The following is a 17,796-nucleotide window of genomic DNA, read 5'->3' as shown; positions in this document are numbered from 1 at the left end:
GAAACAATGATCGTGATTCTGACTGCTCTGGATGTGGAGCAGAACGCCGTACTCGAGCATCTGGTCGATCTCGAGGTGCATGAACATGACAAGGGCACCTTGTTCGACATAGGCACGATTGCCGGGCATCCCGGCCATCGCGTCGCGGTAGGGATCACCGGCGCGGGCACCACCACCGCGGCGGCGCTGACCGAACGTGCTCGCGCCGAATTCTCGCCGACGGCAATGATGTTCGTCGGAGTTGCCGGGGGACTGCGGCAAAAGCTGGCTATCGGCGACGTTGTGGTGGCGACGAAGGTCTACTCATATCAGGGAGGACGCAGCGAGGACGACCGGTTCCTGGTGCGACCCCGTTCGTGGGAACTTTCCCACCGCGTCGACCAGGTTGCTCACCGACTCTGCCGGGGCCACCGATGGCGTGAATTCCTACCCGACTGCGCCGGTGCCACGCCACCGGACGTGCATTTCGGGGCGATCGCGGTGGGCGATGTGCTGCTGGACTCGACCCGCTCGGATTTGGCGCAGCGCCTGCACACTTTCTATAACGACGCCGTCGCTGTGGAGATGGAAGGTTCGGGTTTCGCGCATGCCGCCGCGTTGGGCGACCAGGTGCCAGCGGTCGTCATACGGGGGATCAGCGATCACGCCGACGGGCAGAAGACCAGCTCCGACCGCGCCGGGGGTCAGGTGCGCGCGGTCGCCAACGCCGCCGCGTTCGCCATTGCGCTGGCGGTGTCGCTGGAGCCCGAATCGTGTTCTGCCTCTGATAATCCCGGATCATCGGGTCCAACGCTGCCGACGATCACCAGTAAGCTCGTTGCACGCGATAACGCTCATGTCGGCGAACAGGTTGGCGTGCAGTTCAATTGGGGTCAACCATGAGTATGGGCCCCAGCTCGTCGGGGATGTCGTTCACCAACCATATGAGCGCCGCCGACGAGGCGGATGTCGGTCAGCAGGTCGGCGCGCAGTTCAATGATTCGGTCCTACACGGCACGACGATTTACAACACCACCTCTGGCGACTCGCCCGAGCGGCGGCAGGCGGTTGCCCGGGCCCACCTCGACGGTGGCAACCCGCGCCAGGCTGAAGAGATCCTGCGCGAGCTGCTCGATAACGGCCACCACACCAGCGAACGCTGCTATCTGTATGTGCTGGCAGTACTGAGCGAGCGGTCGTTCACCGAGATCACCGCAGAGCTGTCGGAGCGCATCCGCACCACGATGGCCATTGTCAACGACTGTGCCAAGGACGGCTGGCGCGCCGCGCTAGATGTGGTCGACAAGCTGTTGCGATACGCGCATGTCGGGTTCGTTCGCGGTGTGGCCGCTGAGGAGTTGACCATCGCGATGGCCATGTTCGCCAAGTTGGACAGCGACCGTCAAGACGAGATCGACCAGCACCTGGCACTCATCCTCAGTGGAACCGTGCAAGAGCGGCTCCATGGTGAACGCAAACAGCAGGTTGCCCAGGCGAGGGCGGAAAACCGGCGAGTCGACCGTGCGTGGATGTTCTTCGAAGCCGACCCGCTAGCCCCGATGCCGTGGTCGCCACCGCTGGGTATGACCGCTGCAGACTGGCCAGCCGCGTTTGTCGGGTTGGTGGCGCTGGTGATGGCTGTTGTGTTCATGCTCCGGAACGGACTCACCATCACCACTATGGGAGCGGCTGCGCTGATCGTCATCGGTTCCGGGCTGGCGCTGTGTTGTATGACGGTGTGGCAGACCCACACCCAGCATTCCCGGGCCACGCAGTCGCGCCGACCAACTCCACCGGATCAACAGCCGACACCGTTGGACACCATGGTCGATAGGTGCTTTCAGCGGGGTGATAGCAGCGGTCTTTGGGATCTTACGGCCTCCTACCGTCACCACCTCAAAACTCGTCTTGGCGAACAATATGGCAGCGACGTCACCGCCCCGGGCCGATTGAAATGGCTGATCGATTGGCATGCAACACGATTCGGTCGACTGCACTACTATCCCCTTCCGCAGACGTCGCCCGCGCGGCGGGCGGAGAACCTGCGCGGCATCGGTGCGCTGACCTGGGTGAGCGTGCTGATCATGGTGCTGATCTCCGGCCACGCCACCGCTGCATTGCTCACAGGGGTTGGCTGGTCAGCGATATACGGCGTGGGTCGCATTGCCTCCCTGCCACGCGCGCGGAAATTGCTCGATCACGACGCGCAGGTGCTGTTCTTAGAGGAACAAGTCCAGTTCGACCGTTGGTCTCGTATCCTCGATGATCGGCCGACCGATCAGCAGATGGCCCGCTGGCTGGCGTTGGACAAGACCTACCTCAAGGACGAGGCGCTCAGTCGTGCCAACCTGAGTGAGAGCGATTTGGTTACCTACGTTGTCCTCACGGAACGCGCGCCGTTCGCACGCAGTGGCAGAGTCGAAGGTGGCCCACCACGTTATGCGGCATACATGGTGTCGGTGCTGCTGCTGACCCGCTTCGGAATGCGAACCACCCGAACCTATCTGAACTTTGCCACCGGTGAACTGCACAACGAACAACGCCGCATGTGCAGTTACGACGCTGTCGCTTCAGCCTCGGTCACCGAGCGCCGCGTACAGGCTTTCTACAGCGACGGCCAGCCCCACCCCGACCCAGTCAAGGGCCGTGTCTTCCAACTCACCCTCCTCAACGGCACCTGCATCGCCGAAGTCGAAGAATACTTGCGTACGTCCGCCAATAGCTTCACTCCGAACGGCCACTTCCTGTCTGCCCCACAAACCTCGGGATTCGAGACAGCACTGCTCATTCTCGAGGCGGTGGCTACCGAGGGACGCGACTGGATCACCCGTGATCGCGAACGCAAGCAGCGGTGGGCCCGCAACTGGTGCACCGACTCGCCACCTCGGCGTCGTGCCGACCGCGCGACCCATGCGAAAGCTCGCTGACCGAGACGAGAGTTGCAGGTCTCGGAGGATCAGCCGTTCGCGAGGCTTCGGGCTATGACGAGGCGTTGGATTTGGTTGGTGCCTTCGAAGATTTGGGTGATTTTGGCTTCGCGCATGTAGCGCTCTACGGGGAAGTCTTGGGTGTAGCCGTAGCCGCCGAAGACTTGGACGGCGTCGGTGGTTACCTTCATGGCGGCGTCGGTGGCGGTTAGTTTGGCGACGCTGGCTTGGCGGGAGTAGGGGAGGCCCGCGTCGCGGCGGCGGGCGGCGTCGAGGTAGGTGGCGCGGGCGGTGTCGACGGCGGCGGCCATGTCGGCCAGGACGAAGCCGAGGCCCTGGTGGTCGATGATGGGGCGGCCGAAGGCTTCTCGCTGTTTGGCGTAGGCGACGGCGTCGTCGAGGGCGCGCTGGGCGATGCCGGTGGCCACGGCGGCGATGCCGAGGCGGCCGGAGTCGAGGGCGCTGAAGGCGATCGGGAGGCCCTGACCCGGTGCGCCGATGAGGCGTTCGGCGGGAAGGAGGACGTCGTCGTAGGCGGCGGTGGTGGTGGGGACCGCGCGCAGGCCCATCTTCTCCTCGGGCTTGCCGAAGGACAGGCCCTCGGCGTCGGCGGGCACCAGGAAGCAGGAGATGCCGCGTGAACCCTCGCCGGTGCGGGCGAACAGCGTGTAGTAATCGGCCTTGCCGCCGTTGGTGATCCACGCCTTGGTGCCGGTGATCCGGTATCCGTCCGCGGTCTCGGTGGCCCGGCAACGTAGCGCCGCCGCATCCGACCCGGCGTGCGCCTCCGAGAGGCTGTACGCGCCGATCAGATTGCCGGACAACATCTCCGGCAGCCACTGCTGCTTCTGCTCGTCGGTGCCGTAGGCGAACAGCGGATGGCACGACAGGCTGTGCACGCTCACCGCCACCGCGACCGCCGCCCACCGCGCGCCCAACTCCTCGAGCACCTGCAGGTACACCTCGTAGGGCTGCGCGCCACCGCCGAATTCCTCCGGGTACGGCAGGCTCAACAGCCCGGCCGCGCCGAGCGCGCGGAACGCCTCGGCCGGATAGCGCTCCTGCTTCTCGTACTCGACCACCGACGGCTCGAGCACCTTGTCGGCGATCTCGCGGGTGAGCTCGAGCAGGTCTCGGGCTTCGGGCGTGGGCAGCAGGCGATCGACGGGCATGCCGACACATTACGACCGACACCCAATTGCGTGCAAGGTAGCACGTAATATTTCCGAACGGCTACACTGACCTGGTGGTATCCGGTCTGCCCCCGAACAAGCATCAGGAGAAGAGCCTGCGCACGCGTGCGCTGCTACTGGATGCCGCCATCGACAGCCTGGCCGAGGTCGGCTACGCGAGCGCCTCGATCGCCGATATCACCGCCCGCGCGGGCGTGACCCGGGGCGCGCAGTTGCATCACTTCCACACCCGCCAGGAACTGATCGCCCAGACCATCGAGCATCTGACCCAACGCCAGCGCGAGGCGTTGCAGCGCCGGACACGCACGCTGCCGGGGGAGTCGGCACCCGGGGAGGTGCTGGTCGAGTTGGTGACCGCGCCGTTCGCGGGCAAGCTGGGCAAGGCCGCGGTCGAGTTGTATGTCGGCATCGCCAACGACAAGGAGCTGCGCCGCAACATGTTGCGCGTGCAGCACGACCTGACCGTCGAACTGCTCGACGCGTGCGGACGCTTCATCCAAGCCTCACCCGAGCGCCTGGAAGCCGCCTTCTGGCTCACCATCAACCTGGTCCGCGGCGCGACCCTCGACGAAATGGTCGGCCGGGATCGATTGCGCCGCAAGCAGGTTCTGGCTGATTGGGCCAGCCTGGCCGAGGGCATGCTGGCCTGAGCGAAACGCGAACGTTCCCGGTCGCGATAACCGACCGTTGAATGGTTCGTGTGCGCTCGGCAGACCGGAGGCTGCCGGGCGCACCCTTGGGGAGGGGCGCCACTATGGCGATCAATCGTCGAAATCTGCTGCGCGCGGCAGGAGTTGGCGTCGGCCTGGCCGCGTTGGGCGCGACGACCGGCTGCGATCCACAGGCACCGGCGGCACAGCCGACCACGGGCAAGCCCACGGTGGAACCGCCTGCGGTACAGGTGGACTGGAACAAGCTTCGGCAAATCACCACGGGGACTTTGAATATGCCGTCCGACTCGGGATATTCGACCGCGAAGATGGCCTACAACCCGGTCTTCGACACCCGTCAGCCCGCTGCGGTCTTGCAGTGCGCCAATGCCTCCGACGTGCAGGCGGGTGTAACCGCCGCAGCGGGTGCGCGCATTCCCGTGGCAGCACGCAGCGGTGGGCACAGCTACGCCGGATACTCGACACCCGACAACGGCCTGGTACTGGATCTGGGTGGGATGACGGGTGTGGAGGTGAAGTCCGACGGGACCGCGGTGATCGGCGCGGGCACCCGACTGATGGACGTCTACTCGGGCCTGGCGAAGGCGGGCCGCTGCCTGCCCGCCGGTTCCTGCCCGACGGTCGGCATCGCCGGACTGACCCTCGGCGGCGGTGTTGGCGTGCTGGCCGGAAAGTACGGATTGACCTGTGACAACCTGGTTTCCGCGCAGGTGGTCACGGCCGACGGCACGGTGCGGACCGCCTCGGCGACCTCGGAACCGGACCTGTTCTGGGCATTGCGTGGCGGCGGTGGCGGCAACTTCGGCATCGTCACCTCCTTCACCTTCAAGACCGTCGCGGCACCGCAACTGGCTGTGTTCCAGGTCCGCTTCCCGGCCGGATCCCTGACCGACGTACTGGGCGCCTGGCAGACCTTCACCGCCTCGGCCCCCGACGAATTCTGGTCCACCCTCGGCATGTCCGCGGGCAGCCCGCCGACCTGCCGGATCAACGGCTGCTACGTCGGATCGGAGAAGGAGATGAACGCCCTCCTGGACAAACTGGTGGCAGCCACCAAGACCCAACCGACAAACAGATATTCGCTGTCGAAGGACTATCTCTCGGCCATGATGTATTTCGGTGGGTGCGCGAACTATTCGGTCGAGCAATGCCGCCCGAACTGGAATGGCGGGGGAGCGCTCGGCCGCGAATCGTTCACGGCATCCTCACGAGTACTGGCCAAGCCGCTCTCGGATCCGAGCAAATTGACCGCATTGCTCACCGGACGGGATGGAATGGATATCCTGCTGGACAGCCTTTCCGGTGCGCCCTCGCGAATCGGCGCGAAGGACACGGCATTCGCGTATCGAGGCGCATTGGCGACCGCGCAGATCTACGTCGGCGCGACCACCACCGAGGCCCGGAATTCGGTGAACGAAGTACGCGACAAGCTCGGCGACCTGACCGGCAACACGGCCTTCGTCAACTACATCGACCCCGGCCTGTCGAACTGGGCCGCCGCCTACTATGGCGACAACGCCTCCCGACTACGCAGCGTCGCGAAGCATTACGACCCGAACGGCGTCTTCGCCTTCGACCAGTCGGCGTCGAAGGTCTGAGGGCTCAGAACGCAGCGGGCAGCCGCGCATAGACCCCGGGATACCCGGCCAAGGCGGTCCCACGGGCCCACGACGTGATGCCGACCAGCTTCCCGTCGACGAGCAGCGGCCCGCCACTGTCGAATTCGCCGGTATCGGCCTGAGTCGACCCGGCGCACACCATCTCCTGCGCGTCGAAGGCTCCCGGGTACGCGGCGGCGCAGTCGGCATCCGGCACCATCGGCACGGTCGCGCCGCGCAGCACCGTGTTGGTGAGATCCCCGTTGGATGTGCCACCCCAGCCCAGGACGCTGGCGGCGCTCCCCGAGGGTGCCGCGATCGGTACGGTCGGCCGCTGCTGCGGATGCGCGAGGGTGAGGATGGCCAGATCGTGATGATAGACATCGACGCCGTCGACGCTGTCGGTACGGAAGTCCGGGTGCAGCCGAACCGCGCTGACGCTCACGCTCGTTCCGTCGTGCGAGGTCAGATCGTCGCGATCGAAGGTGACCGTCAGCGCCTGCGGTAGCAGCTGCGCGAGCTCCACGCAGTGCGCGGCGGTGAGCACCTGATCCGGCGCGATCAGTTCGCCGCCGCAGAACTGGCCGGAGGCGCGGGGAAAGAACAGCGGGGTACCGACCGCGGCAAGCCAGGGGTACTGCGCGGTCGACGTTTCGGTGCCGCCGACGATGGCGTGCGCGGGAGCGGCGGGGAGCACGCAGCCCAGGAGCGCGGCGGTCGTCACCGCGATGCGACGGGAGATCGACATGCGGGCCATTCAAACAGAGATCGGCCGTTTTCGGCGTTCTCGAGTGTCGGTCCCCGGGAGTACGGTCGCCGGTATGACGTCCTGGACCGAGTTCGTCGTCGCCGCCCCACGCATCGCGAGCATCTTCACGCGCCGTCACACCGCCACCGGCAATCTGTGCATGCTCGCGACCCTGCGCAAGGACGGCTCTCCGCGCATCAGTCCCCTCGAACCCCGGATGTTCGAGGGCGAACTGTGGCTGGTCGGCATGCAAGGCACCACGAAGTTCGCCGACCTAGCCCGTGACCCGCGCTTCTGCCTGCACACGGCGACGGTCGACGGGCAGGTGACCGACGGTGACGTGAAATTGTTCGGCACCGTGCACGACGTGCAGGATCCGGAGCTGCACCAGCGCTGGGCCGAAGACCTATTCGCCGAGAGCGGCTTCGATCTACGCGGCCGCAAGTTCGCACCGTTCTACGCCGCCGATCTGACCGGGGCGTCGTCGGTGGAGATCGTGGACGGGCGCATGCACGTGCTGGCGTGGAAGCCGGGTATGCCGGAACATGTCGTCGAGGTGGCCGATCAAGAACAGCCCGCGGGGGCATAGCGTGCAACATTGCATTGAGTGCAAGCATGCACACCGTGCGTGTGCGCATGAGGTGCCGAACAGAGCTGTGTTTCAGCGCTTTTCGGGGTGAAGTGGGGAGCGATGGTCGATATTCATCCGCCACGAGGCTATCGGGAACAACCCTCGAGCGTCGGCGGCGCCACGCTGTGGACCCGTGCGGGAGTGTCGGATTCGGATCTGCCGGTGCTGCCCGACGGCAGCATGGATCTGCTGTGGATGGACGGACGACTCTCGGTGGCGGGCCCGGACACCCGCGCCTACCGCCCACCCTCCGGATTCGTCGCCCGCATCACCGGCATCCGCTTCTTCCCCGGTACCGCTCCGGCCCTGCTCGGCCTGCCCGCGCACGAGTTGCGCGACGCGCGAGCCGACCTCGCCGACCTCTGGTCACCCGCCGACGTCCGCCACGCGACCGAACTGATCGCCCGCGAGTCCGACCCGACCGCGGGCCTCGAAGCCATCGCACGCTGGCGGGCCGCCGAATCCGATCCCGTGGACCCGATGCTGCGTTTCATCGTGACGTCACTGCGCTCGGGAATGTCCGTCTCCGATACGGCCGACGAATTGGGCACCGGACCGAGGCGACTCCATCGAATATCGCTGCAAGCCTTCGGCTACGGCCCGAAGACACTCGGCCGGATACTGCGCATGCAGCACGCCTTGGCGCTGGCCCGTCGTGGAACGTCCCTCGCGGATGTTTCCGCACTGACCGGTTATGCGGATCAGGCCCACCTGACCCGCGATATCCGAGAGCTCACCGGAATGTCCCCGATGGGCCTGCTGAAAATGTGAATCACGCCGAGGCCGCGTACAGGTCGACGCCATTGCCGTCCGGATCCAGCACCTGTGCATATCGCTGGCCCCAGAACGCGTCGAAGGGTTTGAGTTCCGCCTGATACCCGGCCGCCACCAGCTCCTCGAATTTCGCGTCGACTCCGGCGGGAGTACCGCAGTCGCAGGCGAGTCCGAGTCGGCCGGTGCCGCCTCCGGCAATCCAGGACGGATGGAACGAGCGGATCGTGTCCTCGGTGTCGAGCATCAATTTCACGCCGCCGCCGAGATCCGCGTCGACGTGCGGCTCGTTCTCGACGCCGTCGGCGAACTCGACGCCGAGGCGGCGATAGAACTCCACGGAGGCGCCCATATCGGAAACTGCGATGCCGATCACGTTCAGTCGAATAGTCATAAGAGAACCCTAGGTACCGCAGGGCCCGCAGGTCTTGAAGAAATCGGACACCGGCGGGTCAGCGGGCGTGGATGGCCGCCAGCCGCGCATCCCGGATCGCGTTCCACAGCGGGCGCAGCAGCGCTTCCTGAGCGGCGACCGCGGTCGCGGAGGTCGGTGCGGAGGCCGGTTCTCGTTCGGCGACGGTCAGTATCGCGGCCACCTGATCGGCGGTATCGAGAATCCGCCGGGCGCGTAGTGGCATGGAATCGGGGTATTGGTGCCGGGTATGCCCGGCCAGTTCGGCCTCGACCAGTTCGCGAGGCCCGACGCCGCCGGACCCCAGCCGCGTGGTCTGCAGCTGTTGCAGCGCGTCGGCGGCATCGCGGACCGCCTCGCGCATGGTGTATTCGGCTTCCCCCAGGGGCATTTCGGGAGCGCCCGCGAGGGGGATCGGCGTGGAGTAGACACGCCACTGCAGCGCGTCGTCATCGGTCCAGACGGGAACCAGTCCGGTCCCGGTGGAACCGGGAGCGCCAACCAGAATTCCCTCACCGGCTTCGGTTGCGGCGGCGGCGAATTCGGTGCCGACCGGCATCCCGCGCACATCCCCGGGAATCGGCAGCACCAGTCGGACCTGAGCGTCGGGTGCGCCGACCGCCTCGCGAATGAGTTTGAGCAACACCATGATCCCGGCCCCGGCGACGGAATCCGACCCGTCGTCGGCCGCCCACGGCAGCCCGGTGTGTCCGCCGGTGACCGGATCGCCCGCGGCCACCGTCTGCCGGGCGGCCCAGGCGCGCAACGCGTCCAACACGTCGTCAGGGGCGCTGCGGCCGGCCAGCCAGGATCCGGCCCAAACCGTCAGCGATGCACTCGGGCTACTCATGCATTCGAGGATAACTGGCGGGCTACTCCTGCTCGGTGACGAAATCGATCAGTCGTTCGACGGCGCCGATGAGCGGGGTTTCCAGATCGCGGTAGGAGTTGACCGCGTTGTAGACGCGGCGCCAGCCGTCCTGCGGGGTGCCCCAGCGTAACCGCTGGCAGATACCGGTTTTCCAGTCTTCGCCGCGGGGTACCTCGGGCCAGGCGGTGATGCCGACGGCCTTGGGGCGGACGGCTTGCCACACGTCGATGTAGGGGTGGCCGGTGACGAGAACATAATCACCGAGGCCGCGGGTGAGGCCGGTCTCCTTGGATCCGGTGACGAGATGGTCGACGAGGACGCCGACGCGGCGGGTCGGTCCGGGCTCGAATTCGGTGAGTTTGGTGGCGACGTGATCGAGGCCCTCGAGCTGTTCGACCACCACTCCCTCGACGCGCAAATCGTGTCCCCACACTCGTTCGACGAGTGCCGCGTCGTGCACGCCTTCGACCCAGATCCGGCTGGCTCGCGCGACCCGCGCCTTGTGGCCTTCGACGCGGGTGGAGCCGGATGCCGTTCGGGTGGATTTCACGGGTGCGGTGGTGGTCGGCTTGACCAGCGTTACCGGTTGCCCGTCGATCAGAAACGCGGCCTCCCGCAACGCGAACAGCCGCACCCGCCCGCGCCCGTCCTCGAGTTTCACGAAGTCGCCGTCGTAGCTGCGATCGAAACCCACTACGGCGCCGCAGAATCCGGTGGCCGCGTCCTCGGCGACCAGGTCGCGTTCGGCGACCACGCGGGGCACCTCCCGCTTCTGCTTGCGTGTGTGTCCGGAGAAGATGTCGCCGTACCCTTGGTGCCCACTCACCGCGTCGAGGTTACCGGCGGCCTCGGGAAAGCCCCACGCGCCGCGCCCATTCCGGCCCGTGGCACCCGGGTGAGCACCCGAAACGTCCGGTTGCCGGGAGCAGAGTGATCACGAACAACGGCCGCAACCCGCCACAACGACTACTGTTGGTGGCGTGGCCGCAATAGTTTGGCTGGTCGCGGGGATCCTGCTCGCGGCGGCCGAGATGCTCACGGGCAGTCTCGTGCTGATCATGCTGGGGGTCGCCGCACTCATCACCGCGGGCGTGAGTGGGCTGACCGGTTCGTCGGTGCTCGTGGACGCCATCGTCTTCGGCGGTTCCTCGATCGCACTGCTGGCGCTGGTGCGCCCATTCCTGTTGCGGCGCTACGCGACTCCGCCTCCGCATGCGACGGGTGTGGACGCGCTGCCCGGAAAAACCGCCAAGGTGCTCGAAACGGTCGACGAGCACGGTGGCCGGGTGAAGCTGGGCGGCGAGGTGTGGAGCGCGCGTCCCTATGACGCGGCGGATTCCTATCCCGTCGGTTCGACCGTGTACATCATGAAGATCGACGGCGCCCATGCCGTCGTCATGAAAGGGCCGTGATGGCAGTACTCATAGTCGCCCTCGTCATCGTGCTCTTGGTCGTCGTGGTGGTGTTCAAGTCGGTGGCCCTGGTGCCGCAGGCGGAGGCCGCCGTCATCGAACGACTGGGTCGGTATTCGCGCACGGTGTCGGGGCAGTTGACGTTCCTGGTCCCGTTCGCGGACCGGGTGCGCGCGAAGGTGGACCTACGCGAGCGGGTGGTGTCCTTCCCGCCGCAACCGGTGATCACCCAGGACAACCTGACGGTGCAGATCGACTCGGTGGTCTACTTCCAGGTCACCAGTCCGCAGGCCGCGGTCTACGAGATCTCCAATTACATTGCCGCCGTGGAACAGTTGACGATCACGACGTTGCGTAACGTGGTCGGCGGCATGACGCTGGAGGAGACGCTGACCTCCCGCGATCAGATCAACCATCAGCTGCGCGGTGTCCTCGACGAGGCCACCGGCCGCTGGGGTCTGCGCGTTTCGCGCGTCGAGTTGAAGGCCATCGATCCGCCGCCGTCGATTCAGGAATCGATGGAGAAGCAGATGAAGGCCGACCGTGAGAAGCGCGCCATCATCCTGACCGCCGAGGGCCAGCGGGAGGCGTCGATCAAGACGGCCGAGGGCCAGAAGCAGGCGCAGATCCTCGCGGCCGAGGGCGGCAAGCAGGCACAGATCCTGTCGGCCGAAGGTGAACGCCAGTCCCGCATCCTGCGCGCGCAGGGTGAACGGGCCGCCGCCTACCTGCAGGCGCAAGGTCAGGCGAAGGCGATCGAGAAGGTGTTCGCCGCCATCAAGAACGGCAAGCCCACCCCGGAACTGCTGGCCTACCAGTACATGCAGACGCTGCCGCAGGTCGCCAAGGGCGACGCCAACAAGGTGTGGCTGGTGCCCAGCGATTTCGGCAAGGCCCTGGAGGGTTTCGCGCGCGGCTTCGGCAAGCAGGGTGAGGACGGCGTCTTCCGCTACGAGCCCTCCGAGGACGGGTCCGCGCCGGAGGCAGGAGATGATTCAGAGGAAGTGGCCGACTGGTTCGACACCGCCACCGACCCTGCCACTCAGCGGGCCGTGCGGGCAGCCGAGGCGGATGCCCGGACTCCGGTCGAGCCGCCGACGAGCGGCCTGCCGCCGACACCGGCGCGTCCGCCGCTGGAACAGCGTCTCCCGCAGCAGCCCGGCCAGCCGCAGTACCGCCAGGAACCGCCCGAGCAGCGCTGGCAGAATCCGCCGCCGCGGCCGCTGGGGAACCAGTGATGCGCTGAGAGTCGCACAGCACTGAGAATCGAATACCGAAGCGGGCGAGGCCCTCTCGACATTGTCGGGAGGGCCTCGCGTTGTTCGGCGCTGCTAGTTCTGGGTGCCGCCGAAGTGGTCACCGGCGATGGAGCGCGACGGCTCGCCGTCGATGCCCACCGGGACATCGCCTTCCAATGTCGTGCGATACAGCACCCGGGTCACGTCCAGGTGATTGAGATCGCCGGGGGCCAGATGCGCGGTGGCGCGGTTGTCCCAGAACGCGACACTGCCCTTCTCCCAACGGAATCGCACCGTGTAGGCAGGATCGGAGAGCTCGGCGTAGAGCAACTCCAGCAGGGCATCGCTCTGACGCGGGCTCAGCCCGACGATGCGCGTGGTGAAGCCCGGGTTCACGAACAACACCCGCTCACCGGTCACCGGATGCACCCGAACCACCGGATGTTCGGTGACCAGCGGTGCGGCCGCGACCCGCTTGGCGTAGTCGCTGTCGGCGTCCCAGGCGGGCAGTTTGCCGCCGAAGCGATGTTCGGCCCGCAGTCCGTCGAGGAACGACTTCAGCGAATCCGGCAGTCCCGCATACGCCGCGGCGAGGTTGGTCCACTGGGTGTCGCCACCGCGTTCGGGCGCGATCTCGGCCCGCAGCAGCGACGCGGCGGGCGGGTTGATCAGCGGCGACACATCGGTGTGCCAATGGTTGGTGTAGCTGAACTTCTTGCGCCCGAACCGCTTTTCGTACAGCCGACTGTCGACCGCGAGGATCTCGGGGAACTCGGTGGGTGCGTCATCGTCGTAGGGGTGCGAGGGCGTCACCGCGCCGAAGCGCCGGGAGAAGGTGATCTGCTCGGCGTGCCCGATGGTCTGGTCGCGGAAGAACAGCACCTTGTATTCGTGCAGCGCCGCGGTGAGCACCGCGATCTGCTCGTCGGTGAAGTCGCCGCCCAGATCGATGCCGCTGATTTCGGCCCCGATGTGACCGGCGACCGGTGCGATACGGAACGTGGTGACGGGGTTCTCGGTGGTGGTCATGACAGTTTCCTTTCTGAGCTCAGGCGCTGGCCTGGATACGAACGGGGGCGAACTGGCTCTCCACGGGCGCGAGCCCGTAGTGGCCGCGCAGGGTGGTGGCGGTGTAGTCGGTGCGGAACAGCCCGCGCTGCTGCAGGATCGGCACCACCCGGTCGACGAAGTCCTCGAGTCCGCCGGGCAGATACGGCGGCATGATGTTGAAGCCGTCGGCCGCGCCGCCCTCGTACCAGCTCTGCAGTTCGTCGGCGATCTGCTCGGGCGTCCCGGCGAAGGTGCGGTGCCCGCGGCCGCCGCCGAGCTTGCCGATGAGCTGGCGCACGGTCAGCTCCTCCTTCTCGGCGAGCTCCTTGACCAGGGTGAAGCGGCTCTTGCCACCCTCGATGGCGGTCACCGGCGGCAACGGTGGCAGCGGCGCGTCCAGGGCGTGCTCGGTGAGGTCGACGCCCAGCAGCGAAGACAGTTGCCGCAGTGCGTAATCCGGGGAGATGAGGTCGGTGAACTCCTGCTCGAGCGCGCGGGCCTCGTCCTCGGTGTCGGCGATGAACGGCACGAGCCCGGGCAGTACCTTCAGATCGTCGGCCGAGCGCCCGTACTTGGGCAGGCGCTCCTTGAGATCCTGGTAGAACGCCTGGCCCTCCTCGATGGTGCGCTGCGCGGTGAACACGGCCTCGGCGTATTTGGCCGCGAATTCCTTTCCGCTCTCCGAGGATCCGGCCTGCACCAGCAGCGGTCGCCCCTGTGGGCCGCGCGGCGAGTTGAGCGGGCCGCGCACCCCGAAGCGCTCGGTCCGGTAGTCGATGGTGTGCACCTTGTCCGGGTCGGCGAAGACGCCGGTCTCCGCGTCGAGCACGATCGCGTCGGATTCCCAGCTGTCCCACAGCTGTACGGCCAGGTCGACGAATTCGTCGGCGCGCTCGTAGCGGCGGGCGTGCTCGGGGATGGCGTCGAAGCCGAAGTTGAACGCCTCCTCCTCACTGCCGGAGGTGACGATGTTCCAGCCCGCCCGGCCGCCGCTGATGTGATCGAGCGAGGCAAATTTGCGGGCCAGGTTGAACGGTTCGTTGTAGCTGGTGGACGCGGTGGCGATGAGCCCGACGTGCTGGGTCACTGCGGCGATGGCCGCCAGCAGCGTGACGGGTTCGAACACCGCCAGCGCATTGCGCTTGATACGCGGTCCGACGGCCAGCCCGTCGGCGAAGAACACCGAGTCGAGCTTGCCGCGCTCGGCGATCTGCCCGAGCTCCTGGAAATGCGCGACGTCGAGGACCCGGCGCTCCTGGGTGCGCGGATGCCGCCAGGCGGCCTCGTGGTGGCCTACGCCCATCAGGAAGGCGTTGAGGTGGAAAGGCTTGCGTGCGTTGGTCATCGGTGAGGTCTCCTGGGGAAGGTCAGTTGGTGCGCCAGCGCGACAGCCGCCGCTCGATGGCCACCAGCACGCCGTTGTAGGCGAGCCCGACCAGGGCGATGGCGACGATCCCGGCGTACATGTCGGGGATCTGGAAGTTCTGCTGTGCGGCGGTGATCAGATAGCCCAGTCCGGCGCGCGCCCCGAACATCTCCGCGGCGATCAGCACCAGGATCGAGCCGGACGCGGCCATTCGGATGCCGGTGAAGATCGACGGTACCGCCGCCGGGAGGATCACCTTCTGAAACAGTCGCAGCGGTGAGAAGCCCAGCGACACCGCCGATTTCACCAGCAACGGGTCGACGGTCCGCACCCCGCTGATGGTGTTGAGCAGGATCGGGAAGAACCCGGCGTACACCACCAGGGCGATCTTGGAGGTCTCGCCGATGCCGAGGATCAGGATGAACACCGGCAGCAGTGCGAGCGCGGCAGTATTGCGGAACAGTTCCAGGACCGGGCTCAGGAAATCCGCGACCGGCCGGTACCAGGCGATGGCCACGCCCACCGGAATCGCGAGGATCAGCGCGATCGCGAACCCGATGAGCGAGCGCGTCAGGCTGGTCGAGACGTTGTCCCACATCTGGCCGTTGCGGATGAGTTCGATCCCGGCCTGCACGACCGTCGAGAACGGTGGCAGGAAGATCTCGTCCACCAGTCCCAGTCGTGGCGCTGCCTCCCACAATCCGAGGAAGGCCGCGATCACGATGCTCGGCTTGCCGATCCGCCACGCCACCCGGCCGATCGCGGCCGGTGACAGTGCCTGCAGCGCCGACCGTTTCGGGCGCGGCCCTGCCGAACTGGTGGTGGCCGCCGCATCGGCAACGGTAGCGATGCTGCCGCTGTCGGTGGCGATAGTGCCGGTCGTGTCGGAGGCCGCGCTGCCTGTGCTGAGGTCCGGGAATTCGAGGGCCGGGTGCGGCAATCGCAGGGCGCTAGACATGGGAAGTCCTCCTGTCGGCGGCGAGCGCGGCCTGTTCCAGGTCCTGGGCACGCGCCACCTCGTCGTGCAGCAGTGACCAGACGTGGTGGCGCAGGTCGCGGAACCGTTCGCTGGAGCGGATATCCGGATCGCCGTCCCGGTCGAGGTCGATGTCGACGATGGCCTTGACCCGGCCGGGCCGCGAGGTCAGCACCGCCACCCGCTGACCGAGATAGACGGCCTCGTCGATGCCGTGGGTGATGAACAGCACGGTCTTGCCGGTGGCCCGCCAGATCCGTAACAGCTCGTCCTGCAACGATTCCCGGGTCTGCGCGTCGAGCGCGGCGAACGGCTCGTCCATCAGCAGCACTTCCGGATCGAAGGCCAGGCTGCGGGCGATGGCGACCCGCTGTTTCATGCCGCCGGACAGTTCGTGCGGGTAGCGCTCCCCGAATCCGGCCAGGCCGACCAGTTCCAGATAGTGCTCGGCGATCCGCCGACGTTCGCGACGGCGAATGCCCTTGGCCTCCAACCCGAATTCGATATTGGCGCGAGCCGTGCGCCACGGCAGCAATGCATACTGCTGAAACACGATCCCGCGATCGAGCCCCGGACCGGTGACGGGTGCGCCGTCGATGAGGATCTGCCCGGTCGATGGCTTGCTCAGTCCGCCGAGCAGATCCAGCAGCGTCGATTTTCCGGACCCACTCGGCCCGACGAGGACCAGGAATTCCCCGTCGCGCACCTCGAGGGAGATGTCGGACAGTGCGGTGAGGTGCTCCGATTCACCGCGCACCGGGAATTCCTTGCCCACCCCGGCGAGTGCGAGTTTGACTGCGGTGGCGCTCATTTCGCGACCACCTCGCCGCTCGGACCGCCGTCTGCGGGATAGGTGCCGTTGGCGTAGGGGTTGTCCTTGTTGGTGTAGAGGTCCTTGGCCGCGATCTTGCCCGCGGGCAGTTCGCCGTTGCGCACCAGCCAATCGATCCAGATCTGAATCTCTCGATCGGCGATCACCGCGCCCGGGACGGGGACGCCGTAGGAGTGGTAGTACTGCAGCAGCGCGGTGTTCTCGTTGCGGCCGCGCTTGTTGATGATGTCGGTGAACTTGGCGACCACCTGATCGCGCGGGGTGACCTGCAGCCAGCGGGTGGCGCGGGCGGTGCCCTGCACGAAGTCGGCCACCGCCTCGGGGTGTGACTTCAGGTAATCGTTGCGGAAAACGTAAGTGCCGTAATCGAATTGCCCGAACAGGTCCTTGTCGGTGTAGAGCGTGTGCAGGCCGCCGCGTCCGACGGCGGTGTCGCGGAAGACGCCACCGAGCGCCGCGACGTCGATCTGCCCGTTGCGCAGCGCGTCCTCGGTATTGGCCGGTGGCAGCACCACGAGCTGGACCTGTTTGATCTCGGCGTCGCTGAGACCCTGATCGTGCAGCCACTGCCGCGTGACGAATTCGTGGTGCGCGCCGAGGGTATTGACGCCGACCTTCTTGCCGATGAGATCGCGGGCCGACTTGATGCCGGAGTCGTCGCGCACGAAGTAGCCGGTGAAGTTCTGCTCGTCCGCGCCGTAGGAGCTGAGCACGGCGGTCACGGGCGCACCGCCCGCGACGAGCTTGATGACCGCGCCGTTGAAGGCGCTGCCGAATTCGACCTGTTTCGTGGCGGCGGCCTGGATATTGGCGGGGCCGCTGGTGGTGTCGCCTTCCCAGTGCAGGTCGATCTTGGTGAAGTAGCCGAGGTCGGCGGCGAGTTCGAAGGCCTCGACCTGACCGGTGGTGCCCTGATAGCGGATGACGGTCTTACCGTCGGCGGTCGTACCGGCGTCGGTCTTGGCGCAACCGGTGAGCAGGACCACCGCGCTGGTGACGGCGACCGCGGCCGCGAGGGCGCGCCGCAGCCGAGGTCGGCGGAGCGGGAATGCCATGGGGGACTCTTTCGGTGAATAGATCTGTCGTACGGGCTGATTCGCGATCGGGGCGACAACAGAGCT

Annotated in this window: 18 protein-coding genes; 8 read left to right on the top strand and 10 right to left on the bottom strand. The window is 66.7% G+C overall.

The features are described 5' to 3' along the window. The first annotated feature begins 6 nt into the window (after positions 1 to 6). Both ACYVN4_RS07465 and ACYVN4_RS07460 read left to right on the top strand, forming a co-directional pair. Positions 7 to 882, top strand: coding sequence for a 5'-methylthioadenosine/S-adenosylhomocysteine nucleosidase family protein (locus ACYVN4_RS07465; RefSeq protein WP_460718589.1), 876 nt, complete (start codon positions 7 to 9; stop codon positions 880 to 882). 23 nt (positions 883 to 905) lie between these two features. Further along, the gene (locus ACYVN4_RS07460; RefSeq protein ID WP_460718587.1) at positions 906 to 2,906 is read left to right on the top strand and encodes a hypothetical protein; all 2,001 of its coding nucleotides are present in this window, start codon (positions 906 to 908) and stop codon (positions 2,904 to 2,906) included. Between the two features lie 29 nt (positions 2,907 to 2,935). Here the strand turns inward: ACYVN4_RS07460 and ACYVN4_RS07455 are convergent, their stop codons facing one another. Further along, positions 2,936 to 4,078, bottom strand: coding sequence for an acyl-CoA dehydrogenase family protein (locus ACYVN4_RS07455; RefSeq protein WP_460718585.1), 1,143 nt, complete (start codon positions 4,076 to 4,078; stop codon positions 2,936 to 2,938). A gap of 74 nt (positions 4,079 to 4,152) precedes the next feature. Here ACYVN4_RS07455 and ACYVN4_RS07450 point away from each other — a divergent pair, with 74 nt between their 5' ends. Next, the gene (locus tag ACYVN4_RS07450; RefSeq protein WP_460718583.1) at positions 4,153 to 4,749 is read left to right on the top strand and encodes a TetR/AcrR family transcriptional regulator; all 597 of its coding nucleotides are present in this window, start codon (positions 4,153 to 4,155) and stop codon (positions 4,747 to 4,749) included. A 104-nt stretch (positions 4,750 to 4,853) separates the two neighbouring features. Then, positions 4,854 to 6,368, top strand: coding sequence for an FAD-binding oxidoreductase (locus tag ACYVN4_RS07445; RefSeq protein ID WP_460718582.1), 1,515 nt, complete (start codon positions 4,854 to 4,856; stop codon positions 6,366 to 6,368). A gap of 4 nt (positions 6,369 to 6,372) precedes the next feature. Here ACYVN4_RS07445 and ACYVN4_RS07440 read toward each other — a convergent pair whose 3' ends face one another. After that, positions 6,373 to 7,116 (bottom strand): S1 family peptidase, encoded by a 744-nt coding sequence (locus ACYVN4_RS07440; protein WP_460718580.1) that lies wholly within the window; start codon positions 7,114 to 7,116, stop codon positions 6,373 to 6,375. Between the two features lie 73 nt (positions 7,117 to 7,189). Here ACYVN4_RS07440 and ACYVN4_RS07435 point away from each other — a divergent pair, with 73 nt between their 5' ends. Continuing rightward, entirely contained in the window at positions 7,190 to 7,705 is a 516-nt protein-coding gene (locus tag ACYVN4_RS07435) for a pyridoxamine 5'-phosphate oxidase family protein (RefSeq protein ID WP_460718578.1), read from the top strand. Between the two features lie 102 nt (positions 7,706 to 7,807). After that, entirely contained in the window at positions 7,808 to 8,518 is a 711-nt protein-coding gene (locus ACYVN4_RS07430) for a helix-turn-helix transcriptional regulator (protein ID WP_460718576.1), read from the top strand. A 1-nt stretch (position 8,519) separates the two neighbouring features. Here the strand turns inward: ACYVN4_RS07430 and ACYVN4_RS07425 are convergent, their stop codons facing one another. From ACYVN4_RS07425 to ACYVN4_RS07415, 3 genes are read right to left on the bottom strand one after another with little or no spacing between them, the layout of a single operon-like run. Then, on the bottom strand, positions 8,520 to 8,912 hold the full coding sequence (locus ACYVN4_RS07425) for a VOC family protein (RefSeq protein WP_460718574.1): 393 nt from the start codon (positions 8,910 to 8,912) through the stop codon (positions 8,520 to 8,522). A gap of 58 nt (positions 8,913 to 8,970) precedes the next feature. Beyond that, the gene (locus ACYVN4_RS07420; RefSeq protein ID WP_460718572.1) at positions 8,971 to 9,780 is read right to left on the bottom strand and encodes a hypothetical protein; all 810 of its coding nucleotides are present in this window, start codon (positions 9,778 to 9,780) and stop codon (positions 8,971 to 8,973) included. Positions 9,781 to 9,802: 22 nt separating this feature from the next. Beyond that, positions 9,803 to 10,627 (bottom strand): DUF3097 domain-containing protein, encoded by an 825-nt coding sequence (locus ACYVN4_RS07415; RefSeq protein WP_460718570.1) that lies wholly within the window; start codon positions 10,625 to 10,627, stop codon positions 9,803 to 9,805. 154 nt (positions 10,628 to 10,781) lie between these two features. Here ACYVN4_RS07415 and ACYVN4_RS07410 point away from each other — a divergent pair, with 154 nt between their 5' ends. Both ACYVN4_RS07410 and ACYVN4_RS07405 read left to right on the top strand, forming a co-directional pair. Beyond that, on the top strand, positions 10,782 to 11,213 hold the full coding sequence (locus tag ACYVN4_RS07410; RefSeq protein WP_460718568.1) for an NfeD family protein: 432 nt from the start codon (positions 10,782 to 10,784) through the stop codon (positions 11,211 to 11,213). Further along, positions 11,213 to 12,451, top strand: a complete 1,239-nt coding sequence (locus tag ACYVN4_RS07405) for an SPFH domain-containing protein (protein WP_460718566.1) — start codon at positions 11,213 to 11,215, stop codon at positions 12,449 to 12,451. Before ACYVN4_RS07410 ends, ACYVN4_RS07405 begins: the two co-directional genes overlap by 1 nt. Before the next feature lie 93 nt (positions 12,452 to 12,544). Here the strand turns inward: ACYVN4_RS07405 and ACYVN4_RS07400 are convergent, their stop codons facing one another. From ACYVN4_RS07400 to ACYVN4_RS07380, 5 genes are read right to left on the bottom strand one after another with little or no spacing between them, the layout of a single operon-like run. Continuing rightward, entirely contained in the window at positions 12,545 to 13,480 is a 936-nt protein-coding gene (locus ACYVN4_RS07400) for a TauD/TfdA dioxygenase family protein (RefSeq protein WP_460718564.1), read from the bottom strand. A gap of 19 nt (positions 13,481 to 13,499) precedes the next feature. After that, complete coding sequence (locus ACYVN4_RS07395; protein ID WP_460718562.1) at positions 13,500 to 14,846, bottom strand: LLM class flavin-dependent oxidoreductase; 1,347 nt, start codon at positions 14,844 to 14,846, stop codon at positions 13,500 to 13,502. A gap of 22 nt (positions 14,847 to 14,868) precedes the next feature. Next, on the bottom strand, positions 14,869 to 15,825 hold the full coding sequence (locus ACYVN4_RS07390) for an ABC transporter permease (RefSeq protein ID WP_460718560.1): 957 nt from the start codon (positions 15,823 to 15,825) through the stop codon (positions 14,869 to 14,871). Then, entirely contained in the window at positions 15,818 to 16,654 is an 837-nt protein-coding gene (locus ACYVN4_RS07385; RefSeq protein ID WP_460718558.1) for an ABC transporter ATP-binding protein, read from the bottom strand. Before ACYVN4_RS07385 ends, ACYVN4_RS07390 begins: the two co-directional genes overlap by 8 nt. Then, positions 16,651 to 17,730, bottom strand: coding sequence for an ABC transporter substrate-binding protein (locus tag ACYVN4_RS07380; protein ID WP_460718556.1), 1,080 nt, complete (start codon positions 17,728 to 17,730; stop codon positions 16,651 to 16,653). The genes ACYVN4_RS07385 and ACYVN4_RS07380 overlap by 4 nt, the downstream gene beginning before the upstream one ends. Positions 17,731 to 17,796: the final 66 nt, after the last annotated feature.

The organism is Nocardia heshunensis (genome assembly GCF_054782115.1).
Note: the sequence above shows the minus strand (reverse complement) of the source record. Positions and strands in the feature narration are given on the sequence as shown.